Below are 17711 nucleotides of genomic sequence, written 5' to 3' on the forward strand. Positions count from 1 at the left end.
GCTTTGTTTTATTTTTATTTTTTAAGAAAATGTTTCTAATGATGTAATCCAGAAAAATGACTATTCATTTTATATTTATTTTCTTTTTTCTAAGATTTTATAACTTTCTTCAACATACGTATATAAATCATTACTGTGAGGATCAGTTTCTGTTTGTACACCTTTAATGTGTCCTAAACGAACAATAATAAGATTGTCTTCTGGAATTACAATTACAAATTGTCCTAAATGACCTCTTAAATAAAATAATTTTTTATTGTTAATGGTGTGCATCCAAAAACCGTATCCATATTGAGGACTTTCAGGAAAGCGAGGTGTTATACATTTTTGTACAAAAGTAGAATCTAAAATTTGTTTTCCTTTCCAATTTCCATTGTTCAAATATAATTTTCCTAAACGAGCAAAATCTCGAGCATTACTTGCAATACAGCAATACGCTTTTTCAATTCCATCTGGTTCATGATCCAATTGCCACAAAGCATTGTTTTCTGCTCCTAAAGGTTGCCAAAAGTGTTTAGAAACATAATCTGAAAGGTATTCTCCAGTAGCTTTTTCAATGCACATGGCTAATAATTGCGTTGCACCACTAAGGTATTTAAAAGATTGCCCTGGTTTTTCGTTTATTTCTAACCCTAAAATCACCTTTTTTAAATCATCATCAAAATAAGCACGGGTTACTATAGAAAATGGGCTGTAGTATTTCTCATCCCAACTTAAACCAGATGCCATTGAAGATAAATCACCAACCGTAACTTCTTTGGCAAATGCACCTTTTAATTCTGGGAAAAAATCAGCTACTTTTTGATCCAAACTTTTTATTTTTCCTTCCATAATGGCTTTTCCCAAAGCCATAGTAACGACACTTTTCGCCATCGAGAAGGAATTGGATTTAGAGTCTTTGGAATAGCCATCAAAATAGCTTTCATGTACAATACTATCGTTTTTAATGATTAAAAAAGCAACGGTTTGTAACTCTTTGTGGGTTTTATCTAAAGTTTCTGTTGAAGGAACTTGGTTGTAATCTTTAGCAATATTCCATGGTTGAGCCACTCCATTTTTTATTTCTCTATTTGGGAAATGAGTATAATCTTCCAAAAAGGCTGTAGTATAACCTCTAAAATAAATTGTTCGGACGGCTCTTAATAAATAGTCTACATCAAAGATGTACATTAAAATGATAATGGATACAAGTATAATTGCAAACCACTTGAAGAATTTTTTTAAGAATTTCATAGTTGCTTATCGGTTTTATAAGCATAAAAATAAACAAAAAAAGGCTTGCTTTTAAAAATTTAAAAAAGACTTTCTTGCTTTACTGGATTTTCGTGCTCAAGTAACCATTTCTTTCTCCACAATCCTCCAGCATAACCGGTTAAAGAGCCATCAGTACCAATGACTCTATGGCAGGGAACGACTATCCAAAGAGGGTTTTTGCCATTTGCAGATGCGACTGCTCTTATAGCTTTTACATCGCCTAGTTTTTTAGACAGTTCTAAATAAGAAGTGGTTTTTCCATAAGGAATTTCTAGAAGTGCCTTCCAAACTTTTTTTTGAAAATCAGTCCCTTTAGGATTCAGTTCAAAATTAAATTGAGTTCTTTTACCTGCAAAATATTCTTGTAATTGCAGTACCACTTCTTTAAGTTCAATGGGAATTTTTTTTGAAATTTCTCCTTCTTCTCTAATTGAAATTACAGAAACGCCATTTGTATCACCTTCTATTTTGGCTGTGCCTAAAGGAGTATTAATAAACACTGTTTGCATCCTATAAATATAAAAAAACCATCTTATAAAAAGATGGTTTTTCGTAAGTAAGATATAAAAAAATTGTTGTTTTATTATTTGAACATAACAGATTTTTCTTCTTTTTTCTCTTCAGCTTTAACGCTTCCTTTGATAATTAACACCTTAGGAGCTGCACCTTCTTCACTAGTTGTAACTGTTACTGTTTTTGTAAAATTTCCTGGAGATGCTGCATTGTATGTTGCAGTAATACTTCCTTTTTCACCTGGCTTAATTGGTGTTTTTGTATAATTAGCTGCTGTACAACCACAAGATGGTTTTACGTTTGTAATTAATATCGTTTCTTTTGTTGTATTCGTAAATGTGAATTCATATGAAACAGGTTTTCCTTTTTCAATTTCTCCAAATTCATGAGTTTCTGTATTCCATTTCATAGCAGAAGCTTTAGTTTGAGCTGGAGCTGCAACTGTATTAGGGGCCTTTGTTACTACTTTTTTTGCTTCTACTGCTTGTGCAAAAGATAAAGAAGTAATGAATAATGCAACAATTGATAGTTTAAGCGTTTTCATATATAATGTTTTTGTAATTATTCGATATGCAAATTTAAAAAGGAATACTAACTTTGTTGTTAACTAACGTGTAATGATTGTTAATGACTTGTTAACAGTTAAAAATCAAACAGCATTATTCGTACCATTACATAAAAAAAGAGGTGAAGTTTACACGATTTAATATAGTTATTCTGGTTGGTTTTCTTGCCATATTAGGTGTTATTGTGATGCAATTGTTTTTGCTTAATCAAGCATATTCTTTTGAAAAAAAAGAGGTGGAAGACAAAATTCATTATGCTTTATTAGATGTAGTGGAACGAATTTATGTAGATAATAATTCCGAACTAATAGTTACAAATCAAATCAAAAAAGTAGCTCATAACTATTATGTGGTCAATGTGAATGATGTTTTTGAAAATAACATCTTAGAATTTTATCTTAAGAAAGAATTTGCCAAAGTAAAGTTAGATTTGGATTTTGAATATGCTATTTATGATTGTGGTTCTAATAATATGGTCTATGGAAATTATATTACAGCGACCAGTCAGCCTAGTAAAAAATGCGTGGATTGTTTTACTAAAAATGACGATTTAATTTATTATTTTGCGGTTCGTTTTCCAACTTTAAAGCAAAGTTATTTTACAAGTCTAAAACAATATTGGTTGTATACAGTGGTTTTGTTTGTTGTACTTATAGTTTATGTGTATTCTGTGTTATTAATGTTAAAGCAAAAGCGATATACGGTGTTGCAAAATGATTTCATTAACAATATGACACATGAATTTAAAACACCTTTAGCTTCTATTTTAATTGCTTCTAACTATGCCAATGATCAAGAAGAAATAAAGAAAAACCCTAGACTTTCAAAATATATTCAAATCATAATTAAACAGAGTAATAAATTAAACGAACATATTGAGCAGATTTTATCTCTAGCAAAAACGGATAGTAACAATATTGAATTGAATAAATCAGCAGTTGATTTTAGGAAAATGATAGAATTAACAAAAGAAAATATTTCTTTAAAATATACTAAACTGGTTCAGTTTGACTTTTTGTTCTCAAAAAAACTTATTGTTCATGCAGATGAATTTCACTTCTACAACATTTTTTATAATATTGTAGAAAATGCTGTCAAATATGGACCTAAAAATCCAATTGTAACAGTATCAGTACTCGAAGAAGAAAATTATTATTCGATACATATTGCTGATAATGGAGAAGGTGTTCCAAAAAAAGATTTGCCTTTTATTTTTGATAAATTTTATCGAGTAGAAAGAACAGATAGTAAAGAAATCGAAGGTTTTGGTATTGGTTTAGCCTATGTTAAAAAAATTGTTCAATTGCATGGTTGGAAAATAAAAGCTGAAAATATAAATCCAGGTTTGAAAATTTTTATTCAAATACCTAAATCAGAAATTCATGAGTAAGAAAAAAATTCTCTATGTAGAAGATGATGAAACATTAGCATTTTTAACAGCTGATAATCTAGAACAACATTTTGAAGTGATTCACTCCAATAATGGTGCGGTAGCATTTAAACTCTTTTGCGAACAAGAATTTGATTTGTGCGTTTTAGATATTATGTTGCCCGATATGGATGGTTTTCAAATTGCTACTGAAATTAGAAAAAGGGATAGTGATATACCAATTATTTTTTTATCGGCAAAAACAATGAAAGAAGACCGAATTAAAGGTTTAAAATTAGGTGCAGATGATTATTTAGTAAAGCCGTATTCGATTGAAGAATTAATTCTTAAAATTGAAATTTTTTTAAATAGAAGCCAGAAGAAAAGCGAGAAGATTTTAACGAAATACCAACTAGGTTCTTTTGAATTTGAATTTGAAAATTATATTTTAAAAAATAATTCAAAAGAAATTACTTTAACAGAAAGAGAAGCTTCTCTTTTAAAATTGTTTTTAGAAAATAGGAATACTGTTTTAAAAAGAGAAACGATTTTAACCTCTTTATGGGGTAATGATGACTATTTTTCTGGAAGAAGTTTGGATGTGTTTATTTCTCGAATCCGAAAAATCTTAAAAGAAGAACCGAATGTAAGAATAGAAAACATTCCTAGAATAGGTTTTAAGTTGGTAATTGATTGATTTTTATAGCATTTTTATTTGTTAATAAAAATTGTTAATAAAATTTTGAAAACTATATTGTTTATGTAACTTTGCGTTTATGTTATTAGACAAATATATATCCGAATTATTATATCGTTACCAATGTGTAACAGTGCCAGGTTTTGGAGCTTTTTTATCTGAAATCGAATCGGCGACTATTAGTGGGAGTGCGAGTACTTTTTTGCCTCCTAGAAAAGTTATTTCTTTTAATAGCAACATCAAAAATAATGATGGACTGTTGGCTAATCATATTGCATTAGCGGAAAGCATTTCTTATGGTAATGCATTAATTAAAATTGCTACTGAAGTTAACCAATGGATTGCGGCTTTAGAAGATAGAGATAAAATTGTTTTAGATAACATTGGTGAAATTTTTGTAAACGGAGAATATAACTGGGTTTTTCAACCTAGTCAAAATATAAATTACTTGATATCTTCTTTTGGACTAAATAGTTTTGTAACTCCAGAAGTAAAACGTGAAGTATTATTACAACAAGCTGAAGTTTTTGAAGTAAAAGAACCTATTGTTTTACAACCGAAACAATCGAAAAAGAACTATTCGTATTTAAAATATGCAGCTGCAATTACGTTGTTTTTTGGTGCAGGTTTATCAGCGTATAAAATTGTTCACGATCAACAAGTGGCTACTGATACCTTACGCGTTCAAAAAGAAGTACAACAAGAAGTACAACATAGAATTCAACAAGCTACTTTCTTTATTGATGCACCTATACCTACTGTGGAATTGGCTGTTAAAGAAGAAAAGAGACCGTATCATTTAATCGCTGGAGCATTTAGAAGTGAAAAGAATGCAGAAAAAGCTCAAAAAATGTTGGTGGATCAAGGTTATGATGCAAGAGTATTAGAAAAAAACAATTATGGATTAGTGCCAGTAGCTTATGGTAGCTTTAAATCTCTAGAAGAAGCTGAAAATCTAAAAAATAAACTTTACAAAGAAGAAAGTATAGAATCATGGCTTTTGATTGATTAAAATCCCATTTTTGGGATTTTTTTATGCAATGAATCTTCGAAGCTTATTATCTTTGCAAAAAAAACAATGCAAGCAAAATACCCTTCTGACTCATTAACTACATTAACCGATTTAGTTTTACCAGGTGAAACGAATCCTTTAAATAATCTTTTTGGTGGCGAATTATTAGCACGTATGGATAGAGCCGCTAGTATAACTGCAAGAAGACATTCTCGAAGAGTTTGCGTTACAGCATCAGTAAATCACGTAGCTTTTAATAGAGCTATTCCTTTGGGAAGTGTGGTAACGGTAGAATCTAAAGTGTCGAGAACCTTTAATACTTCTATGGAAATCTTTATTGATGTTTGGATTGAAGATAGAGAATCGGGCATTAAAAATAAAGCAAATGAAGCTATCTATACTTTCGTTGCTGTAGACGAAACGGGAAGGCCTATACAAGTGCCACCTATTGAACCACAAACGCCTTTAGAAAAAGAGCGCTATGATGCAGCACTAAGAAGAAAGCAGCTGAGTTTAGTACTAGCTGGTAAAATGAAACCTAATGAAGCAACAGAATTAAAAGCATTATTCTCATAAATAAAAAAAGTCCGATTTTTAAAATCGGACTTTTTGTTTTATAATTTTTTAAGCTGAAAAGAATTCTTCTAGTTCTTTCAAGGTTTCTGTTGTGGGTACTAAATCTTTTACAATGTTTCCTTTTTCTAAAACCACAATTCTATCAGAGACTTCAACAGTATGCTGTAAATCATGACTTGAAACTAAAACGGTTGTGTTACTGTCTTCTGCCAATGATTTGATGATTTTTTTGAGGCGAATTTGTGTTGTTGGATCCAAATTAGCAAATGGTTCGTCCAAAATAATAATTTCTGGATTCCCAATTAACGCTCCTATAATTCCTGCTTTTTTGGCATTTCCTTTCGATAAATCTCTTAAATATTTTTTATTATTTAAAATTTCACCATTAAAGAAATCTTCATATTTCGTAAGAAAAGCATCTACATCTGCTTTATTCCAACCTCTTAATTCTCCAATGAAGTAAAAATACTCTTCTGGTGTTAAATACCCAATAAGGAAACTTTCATCTAAGAATGAAGTGGTAAATACTTTCCACGATTCATCAGTGTTTATTTGAACGTTATTAGAAGTAATTTTTCCACTTGAAGGTTGAATCAAATCTAAAAGAAGACTAAAAAAAGTGGTTTTTCCAGCACCATTATTTCCCACAAGACCAAAACTTTGTCCTTTTGGTATTTCTAAATTTTCAATTTGCAGTACTGTTGTGCCGTTATATTTTTTGGATAAATTGTTTACTTGTATCATGTTACGGTAATTTCAAATAATTAATAATGAGTTCAAAAAAACTAACCTTTCTGCTTATAGGCTTCAAGAGTAATGTATTTTTCTTTTTTGTAAATTGATTCGATGATTTGGAAAACTTTATTTTTAAAAGCAAAGCCTAAAACACCTAATAAGGCTACTAATAAATAACCAAATTGCCAGCCAAGCGTATAATGACCAATGGCATAAACAAGCATGGGTAATAGTAATTTTGGTAAGGAAATTAATAAGGTTTTTACATTAAAAGCCTTTTTGTCACCAAAAGCATTTTTATTTGAAGTTAGATCGATAGGTGTTTTTATATAAGCACCACCTAATAAAACCAAATGTGAATTTACTCCAATATTAAAAATAGCTCCTGTAAGAATCGCTAAATAGGTTTCTATCCCAAAGAACAAATACAAACTGGCTAAAAGAGTAGAAACGGTGGTAGCAATTACCATTAACCACCATTTCGACGATAAATAATCTTTATAAGTAATATTTTGTGTCATCATTAGAGGATAATACGAACTGTCCCAGCTTGGTACAAATTGTCCGAAATTAAATAAGAAACCACCTGAAACAAAAATACCAGCAAAAATTTTCCAAACGGGTGCATTATAAACTTCTAGAGAATTTGTGAAAAACAATAATCCGTAGAATAAAAACATAACACTCATTAATAGTGTTGTTTTCGCTCTTTTATTTCTCTTTAACAAACGAATGTCATTTTTTAAGAAAGTACCTAATTTGCCAAATTGATCTAAGAAAGTTAAGTTTTCAGTAGTCGCTAAATTTTGCTCAATCGATAAGCCAGCATCTAAATACAAATTCGATTTAAAAAATTTGAAATTAAGATAATACAATAAGGCTAAGATTGCAATTGGGATAAGGACCCAAAAAGATTGGTTGTAAAAAGAAGCAAAAAAAGGATTAGAGTAAAGGCTAATATCAAAAACAGAATAATATTGAAGTACACCAAAGAGGGCAAAAACACCTACTATAGTGTAAAAAACAGCATCTTTTTTGTCTATTAAAATGGCTAAAAAATTATTAATGTATACAAAAAGAAGCATGCTTATACACCAAATCCAAGCAGTTCCAGCATATCCTTTCATAACTAAAGTTATCGTAAATGGAATAAAGAAAAACCAATGGATAAAATTGAAAAAAGACAACATGGTCTTATTCAAGACAAATCGAACAATATTATTTTTCCTAATATTTTGATTTAAAAAAGGTCGGATTGATAAAGTGGGCATTTTTTGAAAGAAAAACCGAATCACTAAATCCACGAGTAAGTAATACAAAGCAAAACTATTGATTGTATCAAAAGGATTTTGACCTGCTTTTTCTAGAATATGATAGGCACCAAAACCCAATAAAAGAAACATACTCATGAAATACAAGGCTCCCAGAATCATGAAAATTTTTAAGACAATATTAGTGGAAAAGGAAGAAGATCGTATAAAGGCTTTCCACTCTAATTTGAGAAATTGTTTGACCATATTTTAGTTTTGTTGGTTTCTTATTGGTAGTCACTTGCACTAAAATGTTACGATTTTTTTTAATTTATCTACAAACAAGGCGATTTTGTTTCTTATTTTTGTAGAAAATATAAAAGAAATGTCAACATTCTATAAATTAGTTATAAAAGAAATAAGAAGAGAAACCCCTTCTTCGGTATCGATACTTTTTAATGTTCCAGAAGAATTAAAAACTTTTTATCAATTTGTCTCTGGGCAATATGTAACCTTGAAATTAACCTTAGACGGTCAAGAAGTTAGAAGAGCCTATTCTATTTGTTCTTCTCCCAAAAGTGGCGAATTGCGTGTGGCTGTTAAAGCCGTTAAAAATGGTTTCTTTTCTAAATTTGCCAATGAAAATTTGAAAGAAGGCAATCTAATTGAAGTAGGTTTGCCAGAAGGTAAATTTATTTTCGAACCCCAATCAGACAGACAAAAAAATTATGTGGCTTTTGCTGCAGGAAGTGGTATAACACCAATTATGTCGATTGTAAAATCGGTTTTAGAAAGCGAGCCAAAAAGCACTTTTGTATTAGTTTATGGGAATAAAAACGTAGAAGAAACTATTTTTCACAACCAACTTCAAGAATTGCATTTACACTATGTAGGCCGATTTTTTGTACATTATGTGTATAGTAAAATTAATGTTGAGGGTGAATTATTTGGTCGAATTGATAAATCGGCTGTGAATTATGTCCTTAAAAATAAACACAGCGAGAAAAGCTTTGACAAGTATTATTTATGTGGTCCAGAAGAAATGATTAATTTGGTTTCTAATGTGCTAAAAGAGAACAATGTTTCCGAAAAAGACATTAAGTTTGAATTGTTTACGACAACTGCGAATGAAAATGCGAGTGCTGCGACTTTAGAAGGTCATACAAAAATTACAGTTGTGGTTGATGATGAAGAAACACATTTTGAAATGAGTCAAAAACAAACCATTCTTGAGGCTGCTTTGAAACAAGGAATTGATGCACCTTATTCTTGTCAAGGTGGTGTTTGTAGTAGTTGTATATGTAGAGTAAAAGAAGGAAAAGCTGTTATGAAGAAAAATGCTATTTTAACCGATGGGGAAATCGAAGAAGGATTGGTATTAGCTTGTCAAGCGGTTCCTACGACCGATACCGTTTTTGTGGATTTTGATGATGTATAATCGCAATAGTTGAAATAAAAAAAGCTCCGATTTTCGGAGCTTTTTTGTTAAAATTAAATTATAATTATTCGGTAATTACTTCATTCTTGTTGTTTCTATTGCGTAACCAAATTTTGAAAAGGTTTACCAAATAGAATAGAACAGGAACTACTATTAAAGTAAGGAAAGTAGCAAAGATTAATCCAAAGATCACGGTCCATGCTAAAGGTCCCCAGAAAATTACGTTATCACCACCCATATATATATGAGGATTACCAGTTGCAAACAAACTGAAGAAATCGATATTAAATCCAATTGCTAATGGAATTAATCCCAATACCGTTGTAATAGCTGTTAATAAAACGGGTCGTAAACGTGCCTTACCACCTGTTACAATTGCATTAAAAATATCTTCTTTAGGTAATTGCGCTTCTTTAGGAAGATTTAACTCTTCTTTTCTTCTCGCGATTAATAAATCGGTATAATCGAGTAATACCACACCATTATTCACCACAATTCCGGCTAATGATATAATACCCATCATGGTCATCATAATTACGAATGGCCATCCCGTTATCATTAATCCTAAGAATACGCCAATGAAACTTAAGAATACAGCCACCATGATAATTCCTGGTCTTGAAACAGAGTTGAATTGGAAAATTAAAATTAAAAAGATTAAGAATAAACCAGTTACTAAAGCACCCATTAAGAAAGCCATTTGTTTTCCTTGTTCTTCTAATTGACCTGTGTAGTCAAATTTTACTGTTTTTGGAGCGTCAAAATTTCCCATTTCAGCTTGAATTTGAGCTACTACTGCTCCAGCATCTGTAAAGCCAGGTGATAAAGCAGAATATAGAACAACCACTCTTTCATATTGTTTGTGTTTAATGGCACTAAATGAAGAGGTGTTCTTTTGAGAAGCAACCGTTGAAACTGGAATTTCTTTAATTTGGCCTGAAGCCATATCTCTAAAAGTGATGTTCTGATTAAAAATAGCACTTTTGTTGTAACGATTGTCTTCGTTAAAACGAACATAAATATCATAATCTTCCCCATCTTTCTTGTAAATACCTGCTTTTTCACCAAAAATAGAACGACGCAATTGATTTCCTACTTGTCCAGCAGAAACACCCATTTCACCTGCTTTTTCTCTATCCACAACCACTTTCATTGCAGGTTTGTCTTTGTTCACGTCTACTTTTAATTCATCCACTCCAGGAATATTTTTGGTATTCAAGAAATCTTTCATTTTCTCAGCAGTAGCAATTAATTCATTGTAATCTTTTCCTTTAATTTCAATGTTAATTGGGTAACCTGCTGGAGGACCAACTGCATCTTTTTCAACAGAAATTGTCACTCCAGGATAAATATCCTTAAGAGCTGCTTGCACTTTTTTACGAAGATCTTCAGAGTCTAAGCCATTTCTAAACTTGTATTCTCTCATCGAAATCGTAATCTTACCTTTATGAGGCATTTCAGCGGTAGAACCTCCATCTGTTTGAGGATTACCAGCTCCTTCACCAACTTGTGAAACAGCACTTTCTACTAAATAATTGGTTTTGTCTTCCGGATTGATAATCGATTCTCCTTCTAAATCCTGATTCAATACAGCATAGACTCTTTTTTCAATCGAATTTGTAATTTCATTGGTTTTGGTAATATCAGTTCCTTGCGGATATTCGATGTATACAATAATTTGGTTGGGCGTATTGTCTGGGAAAAATTCCACTTTGGTACGACCACTTCCTACGCTCCATCCAAAGTATAATCCTAAAATAACAAAGAACATTAACGCCATTCCCACTACTGTTAAGTAGGGTTTTTTGCCAGATAAAAAGAATTTCAATCCACTTTCATACCAGTTTTCCCATTTGGTTAAAACTTTGTTTTGGAAAGAAAGCGTCCATCCTTTAATAACATATTTATACAACCAGAACATAAGGGCAGTAAAAATCATTACTGAACCTAAAGCACGCATGCTGCCACCAAGGATTAAAATAATAGCTCCAAAACCACCTAAAATAATACTTAATCGGATTAAGGCTTTACGAGATAATATTTTTTCGTTGATATCCATAAATTGAGATACCATTACCGAGTTGAAGAAGATTGCCACAAATAAAGAGGAACCTAATACTACAGAAAGCGTGATTGGGAAATAAATCATAAATTGCCCCATTACACCAGGCCACATTCCAAGTGGAACGAAAGCTGCAACCGTTGTTGCCGTTGAAATAATAATTGGCAGCGCAATTTCCCCAATTCCTTTCTTAGCAGCTTCAATACGTCCCATTCCTTCGTCTTCCATTAATCGGTAAACGTTTTCAACAACTACGATTCCGTTGTCTACTAACATTCCTAATCCCATAATTAATCCAAAAAGAATCATGGTATTCATCGTGTATCCTAAAGCGCTTAGAATCATGAAAGACATGAACATCGACATTGGAATTGCAAAACCTACAAATAATGCATTTCTAAATCCAAGGAAGAACATTAAAACTCCTACAACTAAGATAATACCAAAAATGATATTGTTTACTAAATCGTCTACCTGATTTAAGGTTCTTGACGACTGATCGTTAGCAATTGTAATTTTCAGATCTTTAGGTAAATAATTTTCTTCCGCTTTTTTTACAATCTCTCTAATTTGTTCCGCAGCGTTAATCATGTTTTTACCAGCACGTTTTTTAACGTCTAGCATTACAACGCTATTTCCAAACTCTCTAGCATAAGTGGTTTTATCAACATCTTTAAAGGTTATTTTAGCAATGTCTTTTAGATATACCGCACCACCTTGTGTTTTAACCACAAAGCTTTCTAATTCTTTGGGTTGGTCTACTTCACCAAGAATACGTATGGTTCTTCTTTGACCATTAGCAATTAAATTACCCGCAGACATGGTTACGTTTCCGTTTCTAATAGCATTAATTACATCATCAAAGCTTACTTGAGAAGCCATCATTTTGTAAATATCTACTGCAACTTCTACTTCTTTTTCTTGGGCTCCACGAATATCAACTTGTTTGATTTCCTCTAACGCTTCAATTTCATCTTCTAAGTATTCACCAAAGACTTTTAATTTATCAACTGGATAATCTCCTTGAATGTTAATGTTCATAATAGGAACTTCTTCAGAAAGATTCAAGTCAAACACATTAGGTTCAACTTTAGCACCATTAAATGTTGGCCAGTCTTCACCACCAGTTTTGGTGTCTATTTTATCTTTAATCTTTTGTTTCGCCGCTTCTACAGTAATTTTTTCATCAAATTCTACTGTAATAATTCCATAATCTTCTTGAGAGGTAGACAAAACTTTGACCACATTACTCACATTTCTGATTTCGTCTTCTAAAGGGTCAATGATAAGTCTTTCAATATCTTCAGCAGTATTACCTGGATAAACGGTACTTATGTATATTTTCGTTTCTTTAATTTCTGGGAAATCCTCTCTAGGCATACTGTAGTATGCAGATAATCCAAGAAACAAGAACATTACCATCGCTACATATATGGTCATCTTATTTTCGATAGCCCATGATGATAATTTAAATTCTTTGTTTGTATCTGTATTTGTGGTACTCATTACTTACACTTATTTGATTATGGATACTTTTTGTCCGTCTTTTACGCTACGAGCTCCTTCACTAATTACTAAATCTCCGTCTTTGATACCTTCTGTAATTTCAGCATAGTTACCTTGAGTTAAACCGGTTTTAACTATTACTTTTTTAGCTGTGGCTTGACCATCTTTTGTAGTATTGTCTGCAACATATAGATATTGTTCTCCTTCTGCATTTTCGGAGATAATACTAATAGGCACCACAATAGTTTTTGGATTTGTATAATCTTTAATTTGAATTTTTGAAGTTAAATTAGGTTTAATTTGACCGTTTTTACTTGGAACAGCGATTTGGATGTTAAAAGAACGGTTCGCAGGATTGATGTAGTTACTAGCTTGTGTAACTTTTGCATTGAAGGTTTCACCTAAAATTGGGAAATCTACAATTACCTCAGTTCCTTTTTTAACAGTTGCAATGTTTTTTTCAGGAACTTCAGCTTCTAAATACATATCACTTAAGTTAACGATTCTTAAAATTGGAGTTCCAGGTCCTACTACGCTTCCTTTTTCAGTGATAATATCATCAATTGTACCTGAAAAAGGAGCTCTAACTACCGTTTTAGCAATTTGAGCTTTCATTTGAGAAACTGCTTTTACTTGTGCCTCATAATTTGTTTTAGCTTGTAAATATTGAATTTCTGAACCTATTTTTTGGTTCCAAAGGTTTTGTTGTCTTTCAAAAGTAGTTTTTGCTAAAGCCGCTTGCGTTTCCATTTGCGCTAATTGCGATCCTAAACCACCATCATCAATTTTAGCTAAAGTTTGACCTTTAGAAACTTTTTGACCTTCTTTTACATAAACTTGTTGTAAAACACCACCATATTCCGCATTTAAAACAATGTTTTGTTTGGTTTGTACGGTAGCTTGTAATTCTAAATAATGATTGAAGACCGTATCTTTTGCTGCAATAGTTGTAATTAAAGCTAGTTTATGATTTTCATCCAGTTTGCCAATAGCTTCATCAATCTTTGCTATTTCTGCAAGCAAGGCATCTGATTGTGTGATCAATTCCCCTCTTTTAGCTCTTAATTGTGTTAAGTCACCTTTTTCAATTACGGCTTCCGTAGAATTTTTTTTATCGCCACCACATGAAAGTAGTACTAGTGATGCGATTACTGTAATATATATTTTTTTCATTTGTAAGATTGTATTATTGAGGATTAGTTATTTTTTCTAAAGCTGTTTTTTTGTTAATAACATCAATCATAGATTGAAGATAATTTTGTTGTGCAGTGTATAATTGACGTTGTGCTTCTGTAAATTCAAAACTGGTTGAAAGACCTTCTCTGAATTTGATTTGCTGCTTATTTTCAATACGTTCAGCTAATTTTAAATTGGATTTTGAAGTTGCATATTGTTCAATACTAAATTCATAATCACTTTTAGCGGATTCATATTGTAATTTTAGCATTTGTTCCGCTTCTGTAAGTTGGGTTTCTGCTTGTTCAAAAGCAATTTTAGCTTGTTGACTTTTAGCTCTTTTACCAAAACTTCCAAAAATAGGTACGTTTAAGTTAACTCCTACATAGGAAAAATTAAACCATTTTTGATCTTGTTGGAAGAAAGTAAATTCATTTGAAAAGGCATTGTATCCAAAATTAGCACTTGCAGAAAGTTTAGGTAAATAAGCCGCTTTTTGCAATTTATACTCCAATCTTCTTTGTTCTCTAAAGTTTTCTGCGATTTGATAATCGATATTGTTGGCAACATTAAAAGATTCACTTGTAGCGGCTAAATCTACTTTTTGGGTAGCTAAAGCATCTAAGTTGTCTGTTAATATTAGTGTATCATCGATAGTTAGTCCTAAATTGATTTTTAGCATGTTTGTAGAAATGTCAACTAAACGATTCATATTGCTTAGACTGCTATTTACAGAAGCTAATGTGATTTGTAATTGCTCTACACTTTCTTCTTCGATAAGACCGTTTTTATAAGTTTGTTCTGCTTCGAAAACATTTTTTTCTAATGTAGCTTTGTTTTTTTCGAGTATTGCGATGTTTTCTTTTGCTAATAAAACATTTCCATAGTAATTGGTTACCATTTCACGAGTTTCATTATCGGTTTTAACCTTATAATTTTGATAGTATTTCAAATAGGTCTTTGAAGCTTGTAAAGCAACAATATAAGAACCATCAAAAATTAATTGGGTTAAGGAAGCACTTGCTGTCATGTTATGTTTGGTACCAAATTCAACTTCTGCAAATTCTCCAGGATTTCCACCAAAAAATTCAGCAGGAACTACCGATTTTTGAAGTACAATATTATTCTGATAATTTACATTTCCATTAATTTGAGGTAAACCAGTAGCGGTTGTTTCCCATTTTTTTTGTTTAGCAGCTTCGATGTCTCTGCTTGCGTTTATTGCTTTATAGTTATTTTGTAACGCATAACTTATAGCTTCTTCCAATGAGAAAGAATACGTTTGTTTTTCTTCTTGCGCACTTACAAAACTGACAAAAAGTAATAAGAGTATTACAATTTTATGTTTCATTTTTAATTATTTGGTTATTAGTTTATTTAAAATTTCAATTCCTTTTGCTGTGCAAATACCTCTCAAGTGGTATTCTAAATAGTTTAATTGGACTTCTCTTGGACTAAATTTTTTGGGGTCAAAAATTTCAGCATCTTTAATACTTGTCATTCCAGCAAAATAAAAACGACTAATTAATTCTTTATTGATTTCACTTCTAAACAAGCCTAATGCAATACCTTTTTCCAAGTTATCTACTACACAAGTTCCCATTTTGTCAAATTGCTTTATAGTTAAAGACTTATGTATTCTAGGATAATACTTTTGTAGTTGGTAAATAGGTGACGTTTTTTCATCTTTTAAATTTTGAACTACAAAATCCTTGATGGCAAAAAGTTCTTCAATGGGGTTTTTATTTGCTAAAATAATTTCATCAATTCCACATGATATCCTTTCAAATAAATTACTTGTTGTAGCTTTAATTAGACTGTCTTTGTTTGAAAAATGCTGATAAATTGTTTTTTTAGAAATTCCCATTTCAGAAGCAATGTCGTCCATAGTCACACTTTTAAATCCAAGTGTTAGGAACATTTCGGTTGCTTTTTCTAAAATTTGGTCCTTCATACTAGTTATATATTCATTGGTATTTAAGTTTTAATTCGATGCAAATATATACAGGAAACTTTTAATACAAAAAAAGTTTCCTTAGTTTTTACATAAATTTAACATTACCTTAAGAAGTAATTCTTATCCGTTATTTTGATACATACTCCAAATAAAAAAACTATTTTTGTGCGGAAATTTATTTACCCTATACTATGCACACTGTTAGTCAATTTCAAGAAATTATTAAAAATCATTTTGAAACTTTACAAATTAACAAAGAGCCTAAAAATTTATATGAACCCATAGCTTATATTCTTTCTTTAGGAGGGAAAAGAATGAGACCTGTTTTAACTTTAATGGCTACTGAAATTTTTAATGTCTCTTGTGAGAAAGCAATTCCTGCAGCTACGGCGGTTGAGGTGTTTCATAATTTTTCATTAATTCATGATGATATAATGGATGATGCTCCTTTACGAAGAGGCAATCAAACCGTACATGAAAAATGGGATGTGAATACAGGAATTTTATCGGGTGACGCCATGCTTATCATAGCGTATCAGTTCTTTGAAAGTTATGAACCTGTAATTTTTCAACAATTGGCTAAATTATTCAGTAAAACGGCTTTAGAAGTTTGCGAAGGGCAACAATATGATGTGGATTTCGAAACCAGAGACGATGTTACCATTCCTGAATATTTAAAAATGATTGAATATAAAACAGCAGTCTTGGTAGGTGCAGCCATGAAAATGGGTGCGATTGTTGCAGAAACGTCTAGTGAAAATGCCAATTTAATCTATGATTTTGGTCTAAATTTAGGAATTGCCTTTCAGTTGCAAGATGATTATTTAGATGCTTTTGGAAATCCAGAAACTTTTGGAAAACAAGTAGGAGGGGATATTATAGAAAATAAAAAAACCTATTTGTACTTAAAAGCTTTAGAATTTAGTAAAGCAGATGATAAAGAGCAATTGTTGCATTTGTTTTCCATACAGCCTACAGATAATATAAATAAAATTGCATCCGTAAAAGAAATTTTTGTGAGTTCAGGTGCAGCCAATGCTACTCAAGATGCTATAAAAGATTATACACTTAAAGCTTTTGATACCTTAGAAAAAATGGAAATTTCAAAAGAGAAAAAGATGATTTTGAGGGCTTTTGGAGAAAAGTTGATGAATAGAAATGTGTAATTAAATTACAATTTTGGAAATTCCAAATCCCAATAAGGTATTTTAAAGTTTTTGGAATTTGGAATTTATTTTTTTAATTTATGTATATACAACCTGTAAATATCGATGACTTAATCAATCAATCAGAAGAAAATCACTTGTATTTTAAATTGATTGAGCAAACCAACAAAGATTTTGCTTTGGCAAACGAACCCATTGATATTCCTTTGGATATTTTTCCTTTTCAGTTTAAAGAATTGGTACACGAAAAAATGTATCGTTTAATTCAACACAAATTTGCTGAATATTTAAATTTACTTTATATAATTGATGTTTCTGAAAGTGAAATTAAAAAATTAGACGGTTCTGATTTAGTTATATTAGCAGAACAAGTTACTTTTTTAGTGCTAAAAAGAGAATGGCAAAAAGTATGGTTTAGAAATAAGTACTAGTAT

16 protein-coding genes are annotated in these 17711 nt (G+C 31.2%); 7 read left to right on the forward strand and 9 right to left on the reverse strand.

What is annotated here, in order from left to right; all coding sequences use genetic code 11:
• Nucleotides 1-75: 75 nt before the first annotated feature.
• The 3 genes from NHF47_RS03920 to NHF47_RS03930 all read right to left on the reverse strand — a co-directional run bounded on the left by NHF47_RS03920 (nucleotide 76) and on the right by NHF47_RS03930 (nucleotide 2311).
• Nucleotides 76-1233: a serine hydrolase gene (locus NHF47_RS03920; RefSeq protein ID WP_252763710.1), complete on the reverse strand. Its 1158-nt coding sequence runs from the start codon at nucleotides 1231-1233 to the stop codon at nucleotides 76-78.
• 59 nt (nucleotides 1234-1292) lie between these two features.
• Nucleotides 1293-1763, reverse strand: a complete 471-nt coding sequence (locus NHF47_RS03925; protein ID WP_252763711.1) for a methylated-DNA--[protein]-cysteine S-methyltransferase — start codon at nucleotides 1761-1763, stop codon at nucleotides 1293-1295.
• 74 nt (nucleotides 1764-1837) lie between these two features.
• Nucleotides 1838-2311, reverse strand: coding sequence for a DUF1573 domain-containing protein (locus NHF47_RS03930; RefSeq protein WP_252763712.1), 474 nt, complete (start codon nucleotides 2309-2311; stop codon nucleotides 1838-1840).
• A gap of 143 nt (nucleotides 2312-2454) precedes the next feature.
• Here NHF47_RS03930 and NHF47_RS03935 point away from each other — a divergent pair, with 143 nt between their 5' ends.
• The 4 genes from NHF47_RS03935 to NHF47_RS03950 all read left to right on the forward strand — a co-directional run bounded on the left by NHF47_RS03935 (nucleotide 2455) and on the right by NHF47_RS03950 (nucleotide 5987).
• The gene (locus tag NHF47_RS03935; RefSeq protein ID WP_252763713.1) at nucleotides 2455-3723 is read left to right on the forward strand and encodes a sensor histidine kinase KdpD; all 1269 of its coding nucleotides are present in this window, start codon (nucleotides 2455-2457) and stop codon (nucleotides 3721-3723) included.
• Nucleotides 3716-4399 (forward strand): response regulator transcription factor, encoded by a 684-nt coding sequence (locus tag NHF47_RS03940; protein ID WP_252763714.1) that lies wholly within the window; start codon nucleotides 3716-3718, stop codon nucleotides 4397-4399. The genes NHF47_RS03935 and NHF47_RS03940 overlap by 8 nt, the downstream gene beginning before the upstream one ends.
• Nucleotides 4400-4478: 79 nt before the next feature.
• Entirely contained in the window at nucleotides 4479-5411 is a 933-nt protein-coding gene (locus NHF47_RS03945; RefSeq protein ID WP_252763715.1) for an SPOR domain-containing protein, read from the forward strand.
• Between the two features lie 66 nt (nucleotides 5412-5477).
• Nucleotides 5478-5987 (forward strand): acyl-CoA thioesterase, encoded by a 510-nt coding sequence (locus tag NHF47_RS03950; RefSeq protein ID WP_140998559.1) that lies wholly within the window; start codon nucleotides 5478-5480, stop codon nucleotides 5985-5987.
• Nucleotides 5988-6035: 48 nt separating this feature from the next.
• Here the strand turns inward: NHF47_RS03950 and NHF47_RS03955 are convergent, their stop codons facing one another.
• Both NHF47_RS03955 and NHF47_RS03960 read right to left on the reverse strand, forming a co-directional pair.
• Nucleotides 6036-6731 (reverse strand): ABC transporter ATP-binding protein, encoded by a 696-nt coding sequence (locus NHF47_RS03955; protein ID WP_252763716.1) that lies wholly within the window; start codon nucleotides 6729-6731, stop codon nucleotides 6036-6038.
• Nucleotides 6732-6772: 41 nt separating this feature from the next.
• On the reverse strand, nucleotides 6773-8239 hold the full coding sequence (locus NHF47_RS03960; protein WP_252763717.1) for a DUF5687 family protein: 1467 nt from the start codon (nucleotides 8237-8239) through the stop codon (nucleotides 6773-6775).
• A 118-nt stretch (nucleotides 8240-8357) separates the two neighbouring features.
• Here NHF47_RS03960 and NHF47_RS03965 point away from each other — a divergent pair, with 118 nt between their 5' ends.
• Complete coding sequence (locus NHF47_RS03965; protein ID WP_252763718.1) at nucleotides 8358-9410, forward strand: ferredoxin--NADP reductase; 1053 nt, start codon at nucleotides 8358-8360, stop codon at nucleotides 9408-9410.
• A 64-nt stretch (nucleotides 9411-9474) separates the two neighbouring features.
• Here NHF47_RS03965 and NHF47_RS03970 read toward each other — a convergent pair whose 3' ends face one another.
• From NHF47_RS03970 to NHF47_RS03985, 4 genes are read right to left on the reverse strand one after another with little or no spacing between them, the layout of a single operon-like run.
• Entirely contained in the window at nucleotides 9475-12978 is a 3504-nt protein-coding gene (locus NHF47_RS03970) for an efflux RND transporter permease subunit (RefSeq protein ID WP_252763719.1), read from the reverse strand.
• Between the two features lie 9 nt (nucleotides 12979-12987).
• Complete coding sequence (locus NHF47_RS03975; protein ID WP_252763720.1) at nucleotides 12988-14151, reverse strand: efflux RND transporter periplasmic adaptor subunit; 1164 nt, start codon at nucleotides 14149-14151, stop codon at nucleotides 12988-12990.
• A 13-nt stretch (nucleotides 14152-14164) separates the two neighbouring features.
• A complete protein-coding gene (locus NHF47_RS03980) occupies nucleotides 14165-15505 on the reverse strand; it encodes a TolC family protein (protein WP_252763721.1) in 1341 nt (446 codons plus the stop codon).
• 6 nt (nucleotides 15506-15511) lie between these two features.
• Complete coding sequence (locus NHF47_RS03985) at nucleotides 15512-16108, reverse strand: TetR/AcrR family transcriptional regulator (protein WP_252763722.1); 597 nt, start codon at nucleotides 16106-16108, stop codon at nucleotides 15512-15514.
• A 194-nt stretch (nucleotides 16109-16302) separates the two neighbouring features.
• Here NHF47_RS03985 and NHF47_RS03990 point away from each other — a divergent pair, with 194 nt between their 5' ends.
• The gene (locus NHF47_RS03990) at nucleotides 16303-17277 is read left to right on the forward strand and encodes a polyprenyl synthetase family protein (protein WP_252763723.1); all 975 of its coding nucleotides are present in this window, start codon (nucleotides 16303-16305) and stop codon (nucleotides 17275-17277) included.
• An 80-nt stretch (nucleotides 17278-17357) separates the two neighbouring features.
• On the forward strand, nucleotides 17358-17708 hold the full coding sequence (locus tag NHF47_RS03995; RefSeq protein ID WP_252763724.1) for a hypothetical protein: 351 nt from the start codon (nucleotides 17358-17360) through the stop codon (nucleotides 17706-17708).
• The last annotated feature ends 3 nt before the right edge of the window (nucleotides 17709-17711 follow it).

This window comes from Flavobacterium sp. NRK F7 (genome assembly GCF_024054195.1).
GTDB lineage: Bacteria > Bacteroidota > Bacteroidia > Flavobacteriales > Flavobacteriaceae > Flavobacterium.